This is a genomic window from Cellulomonas persica, from assembly GCF_007989825.1.
GTDB classification, from domain to species: domain Bacteria; phylum Actinomycetota; class Actinomycetes; order Actinomycetales; family Cellulomonadaceae; genus Cellulomonas; species Cellulomonas persica.
Genome location: NZ_BJUA01000013.1, coordinates 1 through 17556 on the forward strand (window position 1 = coordinate 1; position 17556 = coordinate 17556).

The following is a 17556-nucleotide window of genomic DNA, read 5'->3' on the forward strand; positions in this document are numbered from 1 at the left end:
CCCCGGCAGGGGCGGCCGCCCGCCAGGCCCAACCACGGCCGTGTGCGCACACCGCACCCTCCCGAGCGCTCACCGCGGTGGGCGCTCCGGGCGTTCTGAGCATGTGAGGAGAGTCTGATGGCGGACAGCGCTCGTGCGCGCAAGCTGGCGGAGCGGATCCAGCAGGTGGTCGCGCAGATGCTCGACACCCGCGTGAAGGACCCGCGGCTGGGGTTCGTGACCGTGACGGACGTCCGGGTCACGGGAGACCTCCAGCACGCCGACGTGTTCTACACCGTGCTCGGCGACGACGAGGAGCGGGCCGCCAGCGCCAAGGCGCTCGAGTCGGCCAAGGGCATCATCCGCTCCGAGGTGGGCAAGCAGACGGGCATCCGGCTCACGCCAACGCTCGCGTTCCACCTCGACGCCGTACCGGAGACGGCCGCGCACCTGGAGCAGGCGCTCGCCGAGGCGGCGCGTCGTGACGCCGAGGTGCAGGCGCTGGCCAAGGCCGCGTCCTACGCGGGCGAGGCCGACCCGTACCGTCGTGCCGAGGAGGACGACGAGACGGACGAGGCTCAGGCCTGATCCACGGCGCACGCCGGCCCTGCGGGACCGCGCGGTCGCCGCGCACAGACGTCGCGAGGGCGGCTCGACCTGGTGGTCGGGCCGCCCTCGCTCATCGTGCGGTGGCGCGTCGGACGGGTCAGCGGGTAGCGAGGGCCGGCTGGTCCTCCTCGCTGCGCCGCGTCTCCGTCGGGTATGCGGGCTCCACGTCGAGCGTGGGGGAGTCCGGGGTGATGCGGCCCGTCGCGCGCGGCATGAAGGCGGCGACCACGGCGCCGAGACCGACGACCGCCGCCCCGACGAACGCCGCGGGCTGCAGACCCTGGGCGAACCCCTCGGGGGTCAGCGTCCCGTCGGCGGCCTGGAACACGGCCACGATCACCGCGACGCCGACCGCTCCGCCGACCTCGCGGATGGTCGAGTTCACCGAGCTCGCGGTGCCGTGGTCGTCGGGCGCCATGTCCGCGAGGACGGCGGTCGCCGAGGGCGCGAACGTCAGACCCATGCCGATCCCGGCGAGCGCGAGCCCGGGCACGATGTCGGTGTACACGGTGGTGTCCCCGACGACCGCGGCCTGCCAGGCGAGGCCGACCGCCTGCAGCGCGAGCCCGGCCGTGAGCAGGGGGCGCACGCCGAGGCGCGGGGCGAGCATGCCCGCGATCGGGGCGACGAGCATGGGCGCCGCGGTCCACGGCAGCGTGCGCACGCCCGCCTGCAGCGGGCTGTATCCCATCGCGATCTGCAGGTACTGCGAGAGCACGAACACCGTGCCGAAGACGCCGACCGAGAACAGGAACGAGCTGCCGTTGGCGGTCGCGAACGAGCGCACGCGGAACAGACGCAGGGGGACCAGCGGGTGGTCGGTCGTCGCCTCACGCCGCAGGAACGCGACGAGGAGCACGACGCCCGCGGTGACGGCGCCGAGCACGCGACCGGACGTCCAGCCGTCGTCGTTGCCGTGCACGACCGCCCAGACGATCGCCAGGACGCCCAGGCTGGCGAACACCAGCCCGGTCAGGTCGATGCGCTGGCGCCGGCCGTAGGACTCGGGCAGCACGCGCAGGACGAGCGGGACGGCGACGACCGCGACGGGCACGTTGATCCAGAAGATCGCCTCCCAGGAGATGCCCTGGACGACGGCGCCGCCGATCACCGGACCGAGCGCGACGCCGAGGCCGGACACGGCGCCCCACACGCCGATCGCCATGGCGCGACGTGCGCGGGGCACCGCGGCGGCCAGCAGCGTGAGCGACAGCGGCATGATCGCGGCGGCTCCGGCGCCCTGCACGGCGCGGGCCGCGATGAGCATCTCGGGGGAGGTGGCTGTCGCCGAGGCGATGGAGGCCAGGGTGAACACGCCGATCCCGACGAGGAAGACGCGGCGCCGGCCGAGGCGGTCGCCGAGGGTCGCGGCGGCGATCATCAGCGAGGCGAACGCGAGCGTGTAGGCGTTGATCATCCACTGCAGCTCGCTCAGTGACGCGGAGAGCTCGGTGCGCAGCACGGGGAGCGCGGTGGTCATGACGAGGTTGTCGAGCGTCGCCATGAACATCGGCAGGGACGCGGCCAGGAGCGCGATCCCGGTGCGGGTGACCCGAGGGCGGGCGCCGGACGCCGGCGCGTCGGCGTCGTGGAGGGACGTGGTCATCGAGGGCTCCCCTGCAACTCTTGTTGGCATTGAGTGATTACTAACAAGAGCGACCGTAGGCATCCGCTGATAACCTGTCAACATGTCCAGCAGCACCGTCGCGGCCGAGGCCGTCGGCAAGGAGCCCGCACGGGCCGTCCGCATGTCCGGCGACGAGCGCCGCGAGCAGATCCTCGCGGCGGCGCGCCGCGTGTTCGCCGAAGGGGGGTTCGCGGCGACGACCGACGAGGTCGCACGGGCCGCGGCGATCTCCCAGCCGTACGTCGTGCGCCTGTTCGGCTCCAAGCGTGACCTGTTCGTCGAGACGTACCGCCAGGCCGCCGACGAGGTCGTCGCGGTGCTGAGCGCCGCCGCGCAGGAGGACGACCCCGCCGAGGCCATGGGGCGCGCGTACCTCGAGCTCATCGAGGACCGCGACCTGCTGCGGCTGCTCATGCACGGCTTCATCGCGAGCGCCGACGACGAGGTGGGCCGCGTCGCGCGGCACTGCCTGGGCGAGGCCTACCGGCTGTTCGTCGCCGGCACCGGGGCGGGTCCCGACGAGGCGCGTCAGTTCGTCGCCTTCGGCATGCTGCTCAACGTGCTCGTCGCGGTCGACGCCGAGGCGCACCGCGGCGAGGACGGCGGGATGGACGCCCTGGTCGAGTGCGTGTTCCTCGCGACGCGCCGGGCCCAGGCGTGAGCGGGGTGCCGCAGGCGACCGCGCGCGGTCCGCGCGGGCCGCGCGACGACGCGCCGCGACGCCGCCGGCCGACCGCGGCAGACGGGTTCGTCGTCGTCGACAAGCCCGCGGGCTGGACGAGCCACGACGTCGTCGCGCGGATGCGCGGCCTCGCGGGGACCCGCAAGGTCGGGCACGCCGGCACGCTCGACCCCATGGCCACCGGCGTGCTCGTCGTCGGGATCGGCCGCGCGACGCGGCTGCTCACGTACGTCGTCGGCGCGGACAAGGAGTACACCGCGACGGTGCGGCTCGGTGTCGCGACGACGACCGAGGACGCCGAGGGTGAGGTCACGAGCGCGCACGACGCCGCGCACCTGACCCGCGAGCAGGTCGAGGCCGCCGCGCGCACGCTGACGGGCGACATCCTGCAGGTGCCGAGCGCCGTCTCGGCCATCAAGGTCGACGGCGAGCGCGCCTACGTGCGGGTCCGGGCGGGGGAGCAGGTCGAGCTCGCGGCGCGTCCGGTGACCGTGTCCGAGCTGACCGTCGGCGAGGTGCGTGCGGTCGACGTGCAGGCGGGCGAGCACCGGGTGCGCGTGCTCGACGTGGACGTCCGGACGGTCGTCTCGTCGGGCACCTACGTACGGGCGCTCGCGCGTGACCTGGGTGCGGCGCTCGGGGTCGGGGCGCACCTGACCGCGCTGCGTCGCACGCGCGTCGGCGGCTACCTGCTCGAGCACGCGCGCACGCTGGACGAGCTCGCGCTCGTGCCCGACGGCGTCCCGATCGACGTCATGCCGCTCGCCGACGCGGCGCGCGCGACGTTCCCGGTGCACGAGATCGACGAGGCGCAGGAGCGTGCGCTCGGGTACGGCCAGGCCATCGCCGCGTACCCCGCGTCGCTGACGGCCGACCCGGAGGTCACGGTCGCCGCGATCGGCCCGACGGGCCGCCTCGTCGCGCTGCTGCGGCTGCACGACGGCAAGGCCCGCCCGGTCCTCGTGCTCGCCGCGCAGTAGCCGCCACACCTGCGGGCGGCGGCGCGCTGCCCTAATCGGTTGTCATACGCCGGAACCGGTTTCGTCGCCCCGTATGTCCTGGTACGTTCCGGCTTGGCGACGATCGGGAGCTCTCTCCGCTCCCGGGGCACGCGCTGTCAGGCTTCGAGGAGACGACGTGGTTTCCTGGTTCCCCCGCCGTGCGCGCACGGCTGCACTCTCCGCCGGGCTGACCGCCACGGCGCTCGTCGCGACCGCCGCTGCCGCCCCCCTGGCGTTCGCGGACCCGGTCGAGTCCCCGCACGACTTCACGGACGGCACCCAGGGCTGGTACAGCTACGGCGGCGACTCGTCGTCGTCGATCGTGGACGGCGAGTTCTGCGTGGTCGTGCCGGCCGGCACGACGAACCCGTGGGACGCCGCCGCGCAGCACGACGGTGTGACCTTCGCGGCCGGCGACACGTACACCGTGTCGTTCTCCGCGCACGCGACCGTGCCCGTCTCGGTCAACCTGCGCGCCGGGATCGGCTGGCCCGACGACGTCTCGTCGACCGTCGCGCTGACCGAGGATGAGCAGGACTACGCGTTCACCTGGACGCCGGGGTTCAGCGGTGACGGGAACACGTCGTTCCAGCTCGGCGCGCAGGCGCAGGACTACACGTTCTGCCTCGACGACTTCCAGATCAGCGGTGAGGTCGAGCTGATCCCGGACACGAGCTTCGACGGCGTCCTGCCCGAGGGCTGGAGCGCCAACGGCTGGAACGTCACCTCGGAGCCGGGTGAGGGCGAGCCGCTGTGCTTCGAGGTGCTCGACGGCTCGGGCCAGTACGCGGGTCTGGTGCTGAACGGCCTGCCGATCGAGGCGGACGCCAACTACCGCCTCACCTACACGGCGAGCTCGAGCAACGCGGCGACGATCCGCACGGTCATCGGCGAGAACGCCGAGCCGTGGCGCACGGCGTTCGTGGACAACACCCAGCTCACGACCGACCTGCAGGAGCACGTGCTGGCGTTCACCTCGCCGGTGACGTTCCCGGCCGAGTCCTCCGACCCCGCGGTCGGCGTCGGGCAGGTCGCGCTGCAGATGGGTGCGCGCGGCGACTTCACGTTCTGCATCACGAGCCTGTCGCTCCAGAAGGTCGCCACGCCGCCGCCGCCCTACGAGCCCGACGTGCGTGGCCCGATCCGGGTCAACCAGCTCGGCTACCTGCCGGGCGGTCCCAAGAACGCGACGGTCGTGAGCGACGCGAGCGAGCCGCTGGACTGGCAGCTGCAGGACGCGGCGCAGCAGGTGGTCGCGTCGGGCCAGGCGACGCCCGCCGGCCTCGACCCGAGCTCGCAGCTCGACGTCCAGACCATCGACTTCAGCGCGTTCCAGACGCCCGGAACGGGCTACACGCTCGTCGTCGGCGAGGACCGCAGCGACCCGTTCGCGATCTCGGCGACGCTCTACGACCAGCTGCGCTACGACGCGCTGAACTACTTCTACCCCGTGCGCTCCGGCATCGCCGTCGACGTGCCGGACGACCGGTACGACCGGCCCGCCGGGCACGTCTCGGGCCCTGACGGCGCGGTGAACAAGGGCGACCTCGACGTCGCGTGCCTGACCGCTGCCGAGGACGGCGCGTCGTGGTCCTACGGCACGTGGACCTGCCCGCAGGGCTACTCGCTCGACGTCGTGGGTGGTTGGTACGACGCGGGCGACCACGGCAAGTACGTGGTCAACGGCGGCATCTCGGTCGCACAGCTGCTCGGCACGTACGAGCGGACGCTGCACCGCAAGAACGTCGTGGCGGGCGCGCTCGGCGACGGCACGCTCGACGTGCCGGCCGACGAGAGCGGCAACAAGGTGCCCGACGTCCTGGACGAGGCGCGCTGGCAGCTCGAGTTCCTGCTCGCGATGCAGGTCCCGGCCGGCTCGGGGATGACGGTCTCGGCGACCGACACGCGGTCGCTCGACGGCCTGGTGCACCACAAGATCCACGACGTCGGCTGGACCGGTCTGGGCCTGCTGCCCTCGGACGACCCGCAGCAGCGGCGCCTGCACCGGCCGTCGACGGCCGCGACGCTCAACCTCGCCGCGGCGGCTGCCCAGGGCTCGCGCCTGTTCGAGAAGTACGACAAGGCGTTCGCGAAGGAGCTGCTGAAGGCCGCGAAGACGGCCTACGCCGCCGCCGAGCGGGTTCCGGACCTGTACGCGCCGGTGACCGCCGGTCAGAACGGCGGTGGCCCGTACGACGACACCGACGTCAGCGACGAGTTCTACTGGGCGGCGGCCGAGCTCTTCCTCACCACGGGCGACCCGGCGTTCAGGAAGGACGTGCTCGCGAGCCCGGACCACACCGGTGACATCTGGTCGCGGACCGGGTTCTCGTGGGGGAGCGTGGCGCCGCTCGCGCGCATGGACCTCGCGACCGTGCCGAGCAAGCTGCCGAAGAAGGACGTCGACGCCGTGCGCGCCTCGGTCGTGGCGGGTGCGGACACGTACCTCGCGTGGCAGGAGGCCGAGGCGTTCGGTCACGCGTACCCGGGCCAGGCGGACGGCTCGTACGAGTGGGGCTCGAACTCGGCGGTCCTCAACAACCAGGTGGTGCTCGGCACGGCGTACGACCTGACCGGTGACCCCCGGTACGCGCGGGCGGTCCTCGAGTCGATGGACTACCTGCTCGGCCGCAACGCGCTGAACAACTCGTACATCACCGGGTACGGCACGCAGTACTCGTCGCACCAGCACAGCCGCTGGCTGGTGCCGCCGCTGCCGGGCACGATCTCGGGCGGTCCGAACTCGCAGCGCGGGACGTGGGACCCGGTGATGAACCGGCTCTACCCCGCGGGCCACGAGTGCGCGCCGCAGATGTGCTACGTGGACGACATCGAGGCGTGGTCGGTCAACGAGCTGACGATCAACTGGAACGCGCCGATGTCGTGGGTCGCGTCCTTCGTCGCCGACGTCGCCGCCAAGGGTCTGCCCGCGGCGCCGGTCGTCACGACGCAGCCGCAGGACGCGACCGTCGCACCCGGTGCCACGGCGTCGTTCGTCGTCGCCGCCACCGGGAGCCCGACGCCCACCGTGCGGTGGGAGCAGCGCGACGCCAAGGGCAGGTGGAAGCCGGTGCACGGCGCGACCTCGACCACGCTGACGGTCAAGGCCTCGCCCGCGACCGACGGTGCGCAGTTCCGGGCGGTGTTCACGAACCCGTCCGGCTCGGCGACCACGGACGCGGCCACGCTGCGCATCACGCGACAGGCGCCGACCATCACCGTGCACCCCGCGTCGGCCTCCGGGAAGCAGGGCACGAAGGTCACGCTGCGCGCGGCGGCGACCGGCTACCCGACGCCGAGGATCCAGTGGCAGGTGCTCGAGAAGGGGTCGACGAGCTGGGTCGACGTGCGTCGCGCGTGCGGCACGTCGCTGCAGTTCGTCATCGGTCCGCCGACCGACGGCGACCGCTACCGCGCGGTGTTCACGAACACCGCTGGCAGTGCCACGACGCGTGAGGCGACCATCACCCTGGCGCGCGGTCCGCGGTGACCTCACCGGTGCGCGGCCTCGTCGCAGCTGCCCCGTGGGCGGCACGACGAGGCCGCGCGGCCGGACGCCGCAGCACCGCACCGTGAGGCGGTGGCATGATCGGCGGGTGCATCGCTGGACCGACCTCGCCGACGTGCCGTCCGACTTCGGTCCGACGGTCGTGACGCTCGGCAACTTCGACGGAGTGCACCGCGGTCACGCGAGCGTCCTGCGCCGCATGGCGGCCGACGCGCGTGCGCAGGGCTCGGCCGCGGTCGCGGTGACGTTCTCGCCGCACCCGCTGCAGGTGCACCGCCCCGACGACGCTCCGCCGTTGCTCACGGGGGACGAGGACCGCCTCGACCTGCTCGAGCAGACGGGGCTCGACGCCGTGCTGCTGCTGGAGTACTCGCTCGACTTCGCCCGTCAGTCGCCCGAGGAGTTCGTGCGCACGTACCTCGTGGAGGGGCTGCGGGCGCGCACGGTGGTCGTCGGGCGGGACGTGCGGTTCGGCTGGCAGAACGCGGGCGACCTCACGACGATGGTCGAGCTCGGCCGCCGGTACGGGTTCGAGGTCGAGGTGATCGACGACATCACCCCGACCGGCCACGACGAGGCCCTGCGCCGCCGGTGGTCGTCGACGTGGGTGCGCGAGGCCCTCGCCACGGGCGACGTCGAGCAGGCGGCGCTCGTGCTCGGCCGCCCGCACCGGCTGCGCGGCATCGTCGTGCACGGCGACGCGCGGGGGCGTGAGCTCGGCTTCCCGACCGCCAACCTCGCCCAGGACGCGCTCGGCATGGTCCCCGCCGACGGCGTGTACGCGGGCTGGCTGCGCCGGACGCGGGCCGCGGACGGCACGCCCGTCGTCGACGACGAGCCGCTGCCCGCCGCGGTCTCGATCGGCACCAACCCCACGTTCGACGGCGTGCAGCGGCGCGTCGAGGCGTACGTGCTCGACCGCACGGACCTCGACCTGTACGACCAGGAGGTCGTGCTCGACCTCGTCGCGCGCCTGCGGCCGACGCTGCGGTTCTCGTCGGTCGACGACCTGCTCGAGCAGATGCACGCGGACGTCGTGCGCGTGCGTGAGGTGCTCGCGGCCGAGGGCTGACACCCGGCCGGGACGGCCTCGGGGGAACCGGGGAAACCGGTCGACGAACCACGCCCCGCGCGGGCCGCGGGCGCCCGCGGGCCGCTGCAGAGGTGCGCGGACGGTGCGTCGCGGCTGGTCAGCGGCATTCTCTGCGTCGGGACTCAGGTCTCCGGTTCGACGTGCCGATGCGAGCGACAGGGATCCGCCGGATCTCGGCCCTGTCGTCGCCCCACGGAGGTCCGTGTGACCGTGCGTCGCACCCTCGTCCTGATCGGCCTCGCCGCCTCGTGCGCGCTCGTCGCCGGAGCCGTCGTCCCCGCCGCCGCCGGCACGCCCGGCTCCCCGGCGCAGGCCGGCACCGCGCAGCCGCCCACGGTCCTCGGGCCCACGCTCGCCGCACCGACGAGCGTGACGCTCGACGCGTCCGCGGCGACGGCGCTGGTCTCCGCCGCCGGCGTCGACACCAAGCCGACCAAGGAATGGGTCACACGCCTGTACAACCGCAGCATCGCCGAGGCGCTCGCGGTGCCGGTCGAGTGGAGCGGGAGCGTGGGCGCGTGCACCGCCGGACAGGAGTCGAGGGCGTCCCGCGCGGCGACGCTGACGACCGTCAACGCGATGCGCGCGATGGTCCAGCTGCCGCCGGTCGAGCTCGACACCGAGGCGAGCAGCGCGGCCCAGAAGGCGGCCCTGCTCATGGACGCGAACGACAAGCTGTCGCACGCCCCGAGCCCGAGCGAGTTCCCCAAGTGCTGGACGCGGGCCGCCAAGAGCGCCGCGGGCGTCTCCAACCTCGCGCTCGGCGCGAGCGGCGCCAAGGCGATCGCCGCGTACATGGTGGATCCGGGCACCGGCAACACCGCGGTCGGCCACCGCCGGTGGATCCTCAACCCCACGACCACGCGCATCGCGACGGGCTCGACGCCGTCGGCCAACGCGCTCACGGTGATCGGCCTGGGCTCGTCGTCGTCCGTCGCCGCGCCGACGTGGATCGAGTGGCCCGCGCGCGGCTGGTTCCCGGAGCAGCTCGAGCCGAACGGCCGCTGGTCGCTGTCGTCGTCCGACCCGGACGTCAGCTTCTCGAAGGCGACCGTCAAGGTGCAGCGGCTGTGGTCGTCGGGCCGCGTGGCCCGCACGCTCAAGGTCAAGAGGTACACGCCGGTCGTGGGCTACGGCCCCAACACGCTGGTGTTCCACGTCAAGGGCGTCGGCGACCCGAAGGGCACGACGCCGCTGCGGTACCGCGTGACGGTGTCCGGCATCACCGGCGGCTCGTCGCGCACCCTGAGCTACGTCGTGCGGCTGTACGACCCCACCGCCTGACGGTCTCGCCCGGCGGGCGCCGGTCACGCGGGCCGGTCTCGCAGGTCATGTGCGGCCCGGCTCCGGGGCTGGCCTGCGGCTGGTAGGCTGTCGTAGCCGTCAGAACGGCCGCGGAACGAGAGAGCCCGGGTGGACGTGCCCCGGCGCACCGCGCAACGAGATCAACAAGGAGAGCCGTGTCCCTCGACGCTGCCACCAAGCAGGCCATCATGACCGAGTACGCCACGCACGAGGGCGACACCGGTTCCCCCGAGGTCCAGATCGCTGTCCTGACGCAGCGCATCAAGGACCTGACCGAGCACCTCAAGGAGCACAAGCACGACCACCACAGCCGCCGCGGCCTGCTGCTGCTCGTCGGTCGTCGTCGCCGCCTGCTCGGCTACCTGCAGAAGATCGACATCAACCGTTACCGCTCGATCATCGAGCGTCTCGGCCTGCGTCGCTGACCTCCCGGACCAGCCCGGATCCCCGCGGGGGTCCGGGCTGGTCCGCATGTCGGGCCCGCGCGTCGCGCGACAGGCCCGGCCGCACACCGGCAAGATCGTCGGCGTGCCCGGTCGCTCGAGCCGAGCGGCCCGCACCACCCGTTCCACACGCATCACCCACCGCGTCGGTCCACCTGTCCGGTCCTCGGTAGTGGCCCCCGGAGCCTGGCTCCGTGGGCCTCGATCGAAGACCGCCGGGACCGGCCGGCGCCTTCGAGAGCAAGGAGGGCACCCGTGGAGGGTCCCGAGATCCAGTTCGCCGAGGCCGTGATCGACAACGGTCGCTTCGGCACCCGCACCGTCCGTTTCGAGACCGGCCGCCTCGCCAAGCAGGCCGCCGGCTCCGCCGCCGCGTACCTCGACGGCGAGACGATGCTCCTGTCGGCCACGACGGCCGGCAAGCACCCCAAGGAGCAGTTCGACTTCTTCCCGCTGACGATCGACGTCGAGGAGCGGCAGTACGCCGCCGGCAAGATCCCCGGCTCGTTCTTCCGCCGTGAGGGCCGCCCGTCGACCGAGGCGATCCTCGCGTGCCGTCTCGTCGACCGTCCGCTGCGCCCGCTGTTCGTCAAGGGCCTGCGCAACGAGGTCCAGGTCGTCATCACCGTCCTGGCGATCCACCCGGACGACGCGTACGACGTGCTCGCGATCAACGCCGCGTCGATCTCGACGCAGCTGTCGGGCCTGCCGTTCTCCGGCCCTGTCGGCGGTGTGCGCATCGCGCTCATCGACGGCCAGTGGGTCGCGTTCCCGCGCTACTCCGAGCGTGAGCGCGCGACGTTCGACATGGTCGTCGCGGGCCGCGTGGTCGGCGACGACGTCGCGATCGCGATGATCGAGGCCGAGGCGCCCGAGAAGTCGTGGAACATCATCAAGGACGAGGGCGGCCAGGCGCCGACCGAGGAGATCGTCGCGCAGGGCCTCGAGGCCGCCAAGCCGTTCATCCGCGTCCTCGTCGAGGCGCAGACCGAGCTCGCCGCGAAGGCCGCCAAGGAGACCCAGGTCTTCCCGACGTTCCCGGACTACCAGGACGACGTCTACGCCGCGGTCGAGGCCGCCGCGACGGCGCGCCTGGGCGAGGCCCTGAGCATCGCCGACAAGCAGACCCGCGAGGGTCGCCTCGACGAGATCAAGGCCGAGGTGCAGGCCGAGCTCGCCGCGCAGTTCGAGGGTCGCGACAAGGAGATCTCCGCCGCGTACCGCTCGGTGCAGAAGAAGCTCATCCGCCAGCGCATCCTCACCGACGGCTTCCGCATCGACGGCCGTGGCCTGCGCGACATCCGCACGCTCTCGGCCGAGGTCGAGGTCCTGCCGCGCGTGCACGGCTCGGCGCTGTTCGAGCGTGGCGAGACCCAGATCCTGGGCGTCACGACGCTGAACATGCTCCGCATGGAGCAGCAGCTCGACACGCTGTCGCCCGAGACGCGCAAGCGCTACATGCACAACTACAACTTCCCGCCCTACTCGACGGGCGAGACGGGCCGCGTGGGCTCGCCGAAGCGCCGCGAGATCGGCCACGGAGCGCTCGCCGAGCGCGCGCTCATGCCGGTCCTGCCGAGCCGCGAGGAGTTCCCCTACGCGATCCGTCAGGTCTCGGAGGCGCTGGGCTCGAACGGCTCGACGTCGATGGGCTCGGTCTGCGCCTCGACCCTGTCGCTGCTCAACGCGGGTGTGCCGCTGCGCGCGCCCGTCGCGGGCATCGCGATGGGCCTCGTGTCCGACACGGTGGACGGTGAGACCCGCTACGCGGCGCTCACCGACATCCTCGGCGCCGAGGACGCGTTCGGCGACATGGACTTCAAGGTCGCCGGTACCCGCGAGTTCGTCACGGCCATCCAGCTCGACACCAAGCTCGACGGCATCCCCGCCTCGGTCCTGGCCGGCGCGCTGACGCAGGCCAAGGAGGCGCGTCTGGCGATCCTCGACGTCATCGCCGAGGCCATCGACACGCCCGACGAGATGAGCCCGTTCGCGCCGCGCGTCATCACGGTGAAGGTCCCGGTCGACAAGATCGGCGAGGTCATCGGCCCGAAGGGCAAGATGATCAACCAGATCCAGGAGGAGACCGGCGCCGACATCTCGATCGAGGACGACGGCACGGTCTACATCGGCGCGACCGACGGTCCGTCGGCCGAGGCCGCGCGGGCCGCGATCAACGCGATCGCGAACCCGCACATGCCGGAGATCGGCGAGCGCTTCGTCGGCACCGTCGTCAAGACGACGACGTTCGGCGCGTTCATCTCGCTGTCGCCGGGCAAGGACGGTCTGCTGCACATCAGCCAGATCCGCAAGCTCGTCGGCGGCAAGCGCGTCGAGAACGTCGAGGACGTGCTCGCGGTCGGCCAGAAGGTCCAGGTCGAGATCGGCGAGATCGACCCGCGCGGCAAGCTGTCGCTGCACGCGGTCGTCGACGAGGACAAGGCCGAGGCCCCGGCCGACGCCGCGGTCGACGCCTGACGTGCCTCTCGAGCTCCCGCTCGTGCGCCCGGGTCTCCCGGGCGCCGAGCAGTCCGCCGGGCAGGACGGCGACGCCTTCGTGCGTCGTTCCGTCCTGCCCGGCGGCGTCCGGGTCCTGACCGAGCACATGCCCGGCCTGCGGTCCGCCACCGTCGGGGCGTGGGTCGGCGTCGGCTCGCGTGACGAGGAGTCGGGTCACTTCGGCTCGACGCACTTCCTCGAGCACCTGCTCTTCAAGGGCACGGCGCGGCGCACCGCGATGGACATCGCGGAGGCGTTCGACGCGGTGGGTGGCGAGGCCAACGCGGCGACCGGGAAGGAGCACACGTGCTACTACGCGCGCGTGCTCGACACCGACCTGCCCATGGCGGTCGACGTGATCGCCGACATGGTGACCTCCGCACGCCTCGACGCCGACGAGCTCGAGACCGAGCGGGGTGTCATCCTCGAAGAGCTCGCCATGAACGACGACGACCCGAGCGACGTCGTGCACGAGCAGTTCGCCACCGCGGTGCTCGGCGAGCACCCGCTGGGCCGGCCGATCGGCGGCACCCCGGACACGATCCGCGACGTGCCGCGCGACGCCGTCTGGGAGCACTACCGCTGGCACTACCAGCCGTCGACGCTCGTCGTGAGCGCCGCCGGCGGGGTCGACCACGACACGCTGTGCGCGCAGGTCTCCGACGCCCTCGTCGCCGGGGGCTGGGACCTGTCGGGCGACGCGAGTCCCACCGGTCGCCGTGATCGCGCCGTCGAGCTCGCCGCCGGGCAGCAGGGTCTGCCGATCGTCGGCGTCGAGCGCGCCGTGCGGCGGCACACCGAGCAGGCGAACGTCATCGTCGGCTGCACGTCGCTGACCGCTACCGACGACCGGCGGTTCACGCTGTCGGTGCTCAACGCGGTGCTCGGCGGCGGCATGTCGTCGCGCCTGTTCCAGGAGGTGCGCGAGAAGCGAGGCCTGGCGTACTCGACGTACTCGTTCGCGTCCGGCCACACCGACACCGGCGTGTTCGGCCTCTACGCGGGGTGCACGCCGGCGAAGGTCGACGAGGTCGTCGCGCTCATGGTCGCGGAGTGGGAGCGCCTCGCCGCGGAGCCCATCACGGCCGCCGAGCTCGAGCGGTCGATCGGACAGCTCTCGGGCGGGCTCGTGCTCGGCATGGAGGACACGGGCTCGCGCATGAGCCGTCTGGGCAAGGCCGAGCTCGTGCACGGCCAGCTGCTGAGCATCGACGAGTCGCTCGAGCGCGTGCGTGCCGTCACGGTGCAGGACGTCCAGGAGCTCGCCGCCGAGCTCGCGTCACGGCCGCGGTCCGTCGTGCGCGTCGGACCGTTCGGCGACTGAGCCGGGCCAGGCTGATCACGGCGCGCTGATCACGACGCCCTGATCACGACATCCTGGTCACGACCCCTGATCACCGCGCTGCGCGGGCCGGCCGAGGCCGACCCGCGCAGCGCGGGACCTTCCGGGCGTCAGCCCGGTCGTGTCAGGTGATCACGGGATCGACGACGTGCTCTCGCACGACGCCCCCGAGTCGGCGCCGGTGCCGCCGAAGCAGGAGTCCGTCCCCGTACCGCCGTTGAGCGTGTCGGTACCGGACTCGCCGTACAGCTTGTCCGTCCCGGCGTCGCCGTACAGGGCGTCGTTCCCGGTGCCGCCGCGCACGGTGTCGTTCCCCGACCCGCCGCGCAGGGTGTCGTTGCCCGACCCGCCGAGCACGGTGTCGTTGCCGGCCCCGCCGGTCGCGGTGTCGCCACCCGAGCCGGCGTCGACCGCGTCGTTCCCCGACCCGCCGTCGATGGTGTCGGTGCCGTCACCCCCGGCGATGGTGTCCGCTCCGACGTCGCCGTACAGCCGGTCGTTGCCGGTGCCTCCGGAGATCAGGTCGTTGCCGTCACCGCCACGGACCGTGTCGTTGCCGGGGTTGCCGTACAGCTTGTCGCTGCCGGCCTCCCCGAGGACCGTGTCGTTCCCGTTGCCGCCGAGGATGGTGTCGACGCCCGGCCCTCCCGAGAGCGAGTCGTTGCCGTCCCAGCCCTCGATCCGGTCGTTGCCGGCGCCACCGCGCAGCACGTTCACGCCTGCAGTCCCGACGAGCCGGTCGGCGTACGCGGAACCGATGGCGTTCTCGGCCTGCACGATCGTGTCGGTCCCCTGACCCGTCGCGGTGCCCGCGGCGAGGTCGACGACGACACCCGCGGTCGCGGTCGCGAAGATGACGGTGTCCGTGCCGGCCATGCCCCACAGCGCGTCGTTGCCGGCGCCGCCGTTGAGCTCGTCGTCGCCGAACCAACCGTCCAGCACGTCGTCGCCAGCCCCCCCGTTGAGGTAGTCGCCGGCGTCGTCGTTCGACCCGCCACCGGGGTTGCCGAGCAGCGTGTCGTTGCCCGCCTCGCCCCGGATGTCGTCCGAGCCCGACCCGCCGAACACGGTGTCGTTGCCCGAGCCGCCGCGGATCGTGTCGTCACCCGCGTCACCGCAGATCCGGTCGTTGCCGCCCAGACCGTTGATGACGTCGTTGCCCGCACCGGCGACGATCACGTCGGCGCCCGCTGTTCCGTTGATCGTGTCCGCGCCCGGCGTCCCGACGATGGTCGCCGCGACACCCCCGCAGAGCGGCGGGGCCCCGTTCTCGATGTGCAGGTTGAGCAGGCCGTTGGCCGCGCCGAACCCGTCCACCTTGATGCGGTAGGTGGTGCCGCCGTTGACGGGGAACGTGACCAGGCTGCGGTTGCCCGTGCCGGAGTCGTCGTCCCAGGCCAGCGGCGTGAGCGTGGCCAGCGAGCTGCCGGTGTAGACGGTCAGCGTCGTGTCGAACGTGGTCACGGACGTGCCGTTGTCCTCGGTCGAGATCGTCGCGGTGCCGGTCGTGGCGGGTGTCCACCGCCACCAGACGCCGTTGTCGACGCTGAACGGCCCCGGCTCGCCCGGCTCGGCGTCGGAGCAGACGGTGAAGTCGAAGTCGTTGATCGGCCCGTTTCCGGCGAACACCTCCGGCGACGCGAAGTCGTTGTTGTTCACCGTGCGGGTCGCCGCGTCGAGCACGTTGATGCGCTTGCGGGTGACACCCGCCCGCGTCACGTCCACGCCCGTCGCGTCGAGGTTCGCCGCCGCGGCCGCGTTCGTGATGGGGACGCCGTTGCCGTCGACGCACTCGCGCAGCAGCGCGAAGGCGCCCGTGACGTGCGGGGCCGCCATCGAGGTGCCGTCCTTGAACCCGTGGTTGTTCGTGGTCGGGACGGCGGCGTCGATCGAGACACCCGGAGCCCACCAGCGCAGGCCCGAGGTCGAGTTGCTGAACCCGGCCGGGACGTCGGTGTCCGTCGTCGCGCCGATCGCGAACGCCGTCGTGAGGCAGCCGGGGAAGCTCATCCCGGCGGTGCTGCCGTTGTTGCCGGCGGCCACGACGACCGCGACGCCCTGCCCCTGCAGGAGCGAGAACCACGTGTTCGTGGTCGGGCCGGTGTTCACGCACCCGGCGTCACCCGGTGCGAACACGGCGTTCGTCCCGATGCTCAGGTTGACCGAGACGATCTTGGGGTTCGTCGTGGTCTTGAGCGCGTAGACGCGGGCGAGCGCGTTGTTGATCGACGAGAACTGGGCCGTCCACCGTGCGCTGGTGGGGTTGTCCTGCGCGACCTTCAGCGCGTGGATCCCGGCCCCGCGCGCGACGCCCTCGTGCCCTCCGGTGAACGTGCTGCCCGCCGCGATGCTCGCGACGTGCGTGCCGTGGTCGCAGTCGGTCGAGTGCGTGCACTCGTCGGCCGAGCCCGGTGCCGTCGACGCGTTGACCCCGCCAGGGCACGACGAGTCGGTGACGTAGCAGGCCTGCGACACGATGCGTCCCGTGAACGCGTTGTGCTGGTTGTCGACCCCGGAGTCGATCACGGCGACCTCGTACCTGCCGCCGGTCGCGCCGTCGAAGTCGTTGCCGAGGACCCCAGCGGTGTTGAGCAGGTCGGAGTCGATGACCCCGGTGCTCGTGTCCAGCGTCGAGTACGCCTCGCCGTCGAGCGTGACCGACCCGACGTCCGGGTCGGCGAGCAGGGCGTCGAGCCCGTCCTCGGTAACGGTCCAGACCCCGGCCGGGAGGACCGGGTCGAGGCTCACGAGGTCCGAGCCCGTGCCGGCGAGGGTCGCGCCGATCGCGGCCTGGGCGTCAGCGGTCAGCTCGCTCTGCACCCGGCCCGCCGTCGCCGACGTGCCGAGGTCGGACCGCAGCGCGTCGGCGGCCGTGACGGTCACGCGCGCGCTGCCGGCCCGGGTGATCGCGGAGCGCACCGCGGCCACCTGCGTCGGGTCGGGGGCGCTCGGCAGGGGAGCGACCGCGGGCAGCCGCTTCGTCTGGGGCGTCTTCGAGCCGGCGACGTCGGGCGTGACGAAGCCCGGGGTCGGGACCGGCCCCGGGTCGGTGGTCTTGGGTACGTCCGTCGCGGCGCCGGAGGCCCCGGCGCCCTCGGGGTGGTAGCCGACGTAGCCCTCGAACTCCGGCTGCGCCCCGGCCGGGTCCTGCAGCGGGTTCGACGCCTGGCTGGTGGCGGCCGGCGGGGCCGCGAGGGCGGCAGTGCCGCCGGTGATGGCCAGAGCCAGCGCAGCGACCGTGGCTGCCGTGGCTCGTCGTACGTTCCTCCGATGACATCTTGCGGGCACGATCATCGTGCACCCCCTCGTGCTGAGCGAAGACGGGCGCCGGCGGTCGCGGTGGAGGGCCCCGACGCGCACGGCCGCCCCGTCTCGTGCGACAGTCAGGAGCCGGCGCGGGGCGCGGTACGGACGTCCTGCGAGCGAACGATGTCGGGTTCGGGGTGTTTTCACCCTGCTCTCGGGCCG

The 17556-nt window shown here is 72.7% G+C and carries 11 protein-coding genes; 9 read left to right on the top strand and 2 right to left on the bottom strand.

The window, feature by feature from the left end; all coding sequences use genetic code 11:
• Positions 1 to 117 precede the first annotated feature (117 nt).
• Positions 118 to 567 carry a 30S ribosome-binding factor RbfA gene (gene rbfA / locus CPE01_RS12680; protein ID WP_146807191.1) on the top strand — a complete coding sequence of 150 codons (450 nt, stop codon included), beginning with the start codon at positions 118 to 120 and terminating at the stop codon, positions 565 to 567.
• A 118-nt stretch (positions 568 to 685) separates the two neighbouring features.
• Here the strand turns inward: rbfA and CPE01_RS12685 are convergent, their stop codons facing one another.
• The gene (locus CPE01_RS12685; RefSeq protein WP_146807192.1) at positions 686 to 2194 is read right to left on the bottom strand and encodes a DHA2 family efflux MFS transporter permease subunit; all 1509 of its coding nucleotides are present in this window, start codon (positions 2192 to 2194) and stop codon (positions 686 to 688) included.
• Between the two features lie 82 nt (positions 2195 to 2276).
• Here CPE01_RS12685 and CPE01_RS12690 point away from each other — a divergent pair, with 82 nt between their 5' ends.
• The 8 genes from CPE01_RS12690 (at position 2277) to CPE01_RS12725 (ending at position 14070) form a co-directional block, all read left to right on the top strand.
• Positions 2277 to 2876 (top strand): TetR/AcrR family transcriptional regulator, encoded by a 600-nt coding sequence (locus CPE01_RS12690; protein WP_246783930.1) that lies wholly within the window; start codon positions 2277 to 2279, stop codon positions 2874 to 2876.
• Positions 2877 to 2881: 5 nt separating this feature from the next.
• Positions 2882 to 3877 carry a tRNA pseudouridine(55) synthase TruB gene (gene truB / locus CPE01_RS12695; protein WP_146807193.1) on the top strand — a complete coding sequence of 332 codons (996 nt, stop codon included), beginning with the start codon at positions 2882 to 2884 and terminating at the stop codon, positions 3875 to 3877.
• 157 nt (positions 3878 to 4034) lie between these two features.
• The gene (locus tag CPE01_RS12700; RefSeq protein WP_246783931.1) at positions 4035 to 7388 is read left to right on the top strand and encodes a glycoside hydrolase family 9 protein; all 3354 of its coding nucleotides are present in this window, start codon (positions 4035 to 4037) and stop codon (positions 7386 to 7388) included.
• 106 nt (positions 7389 to 7494) lie between these two features.
• Positions 7495 to 8478 carry a bifunctional riboflavin kinase/FAD synthetase gene (locus tag CPE01_RS12705; protein ID WP_146807195.1) on the top strand — a complete coding sequence of 328 codons (984 nt, stop codon included), beginning with the start codon at positions 7495 to 7497 and terminating at the stop codon, positions 8476 to 8478.
• A gap of 225 nt (positions 8479 to 8703) precedes the next feature.
• Positions 8704 to 9783, top strand: coding sequence for a CAP domain-containing protein (locus CPE01_RS12710; protein WP_146807196.1), 1080 nt, complete (start codon positions 8704 to 8706; stop codon positions 9781 to 9783).
• Between the two features lie 176 nt (positions 9784 to 9959).
• Positions 9960 to 10229: a 30S ribosomal protein S15 gene (rpsO, locus tag CPE01_RS12715; protein WP_013884091.1), complete on the top strand. Its 270-nt coding sequence runs from the start codon at positions 9960 to 9962 to the stop codon at positions 10227 to 10229.
• A 273-nt stretch (positions 10230 to 10502) separates the two neighbouring features.
• A complete protein-coding gene (locus tag CPE01_RS12720) occupies positions 10503 to 12725 on the top strand; it encodes a polyribonucleotide nucleotidyltransferase (protein WP_146807197.1) in 2223 nt (740 codons plus the stop codon).
• 1 nt (position 12726) lies between these two features.
• Positions 12727 to 14070, top strand: a complete 1344-nt coding sequence (locus CPE01_RS12725) for a M16 family metallopeptidase (protein WP_146807198.1) — start codon at positions 12727 to 12729, stop codon at positions 14068 to 14070.
• A gap of 150 nt (positions 14071 to 14220) precedes the next feature.
• Here the strand turns inward: CPE01_RS12725 and CPE01_RS12730 are convergent, their stop codons facing one another.
• A complete protein-coding gene (locus CPE01_RS12730) occupies positions 14221 to 17382 on the bottom strand; it encodes a S8 family serine peptidase (RefSeq protein WP_146807199.1) in 3162 nt (1053 codons plus the stop codon).
• Positions 17383 to 17556 lie beyond the last annotated feature (174 nt).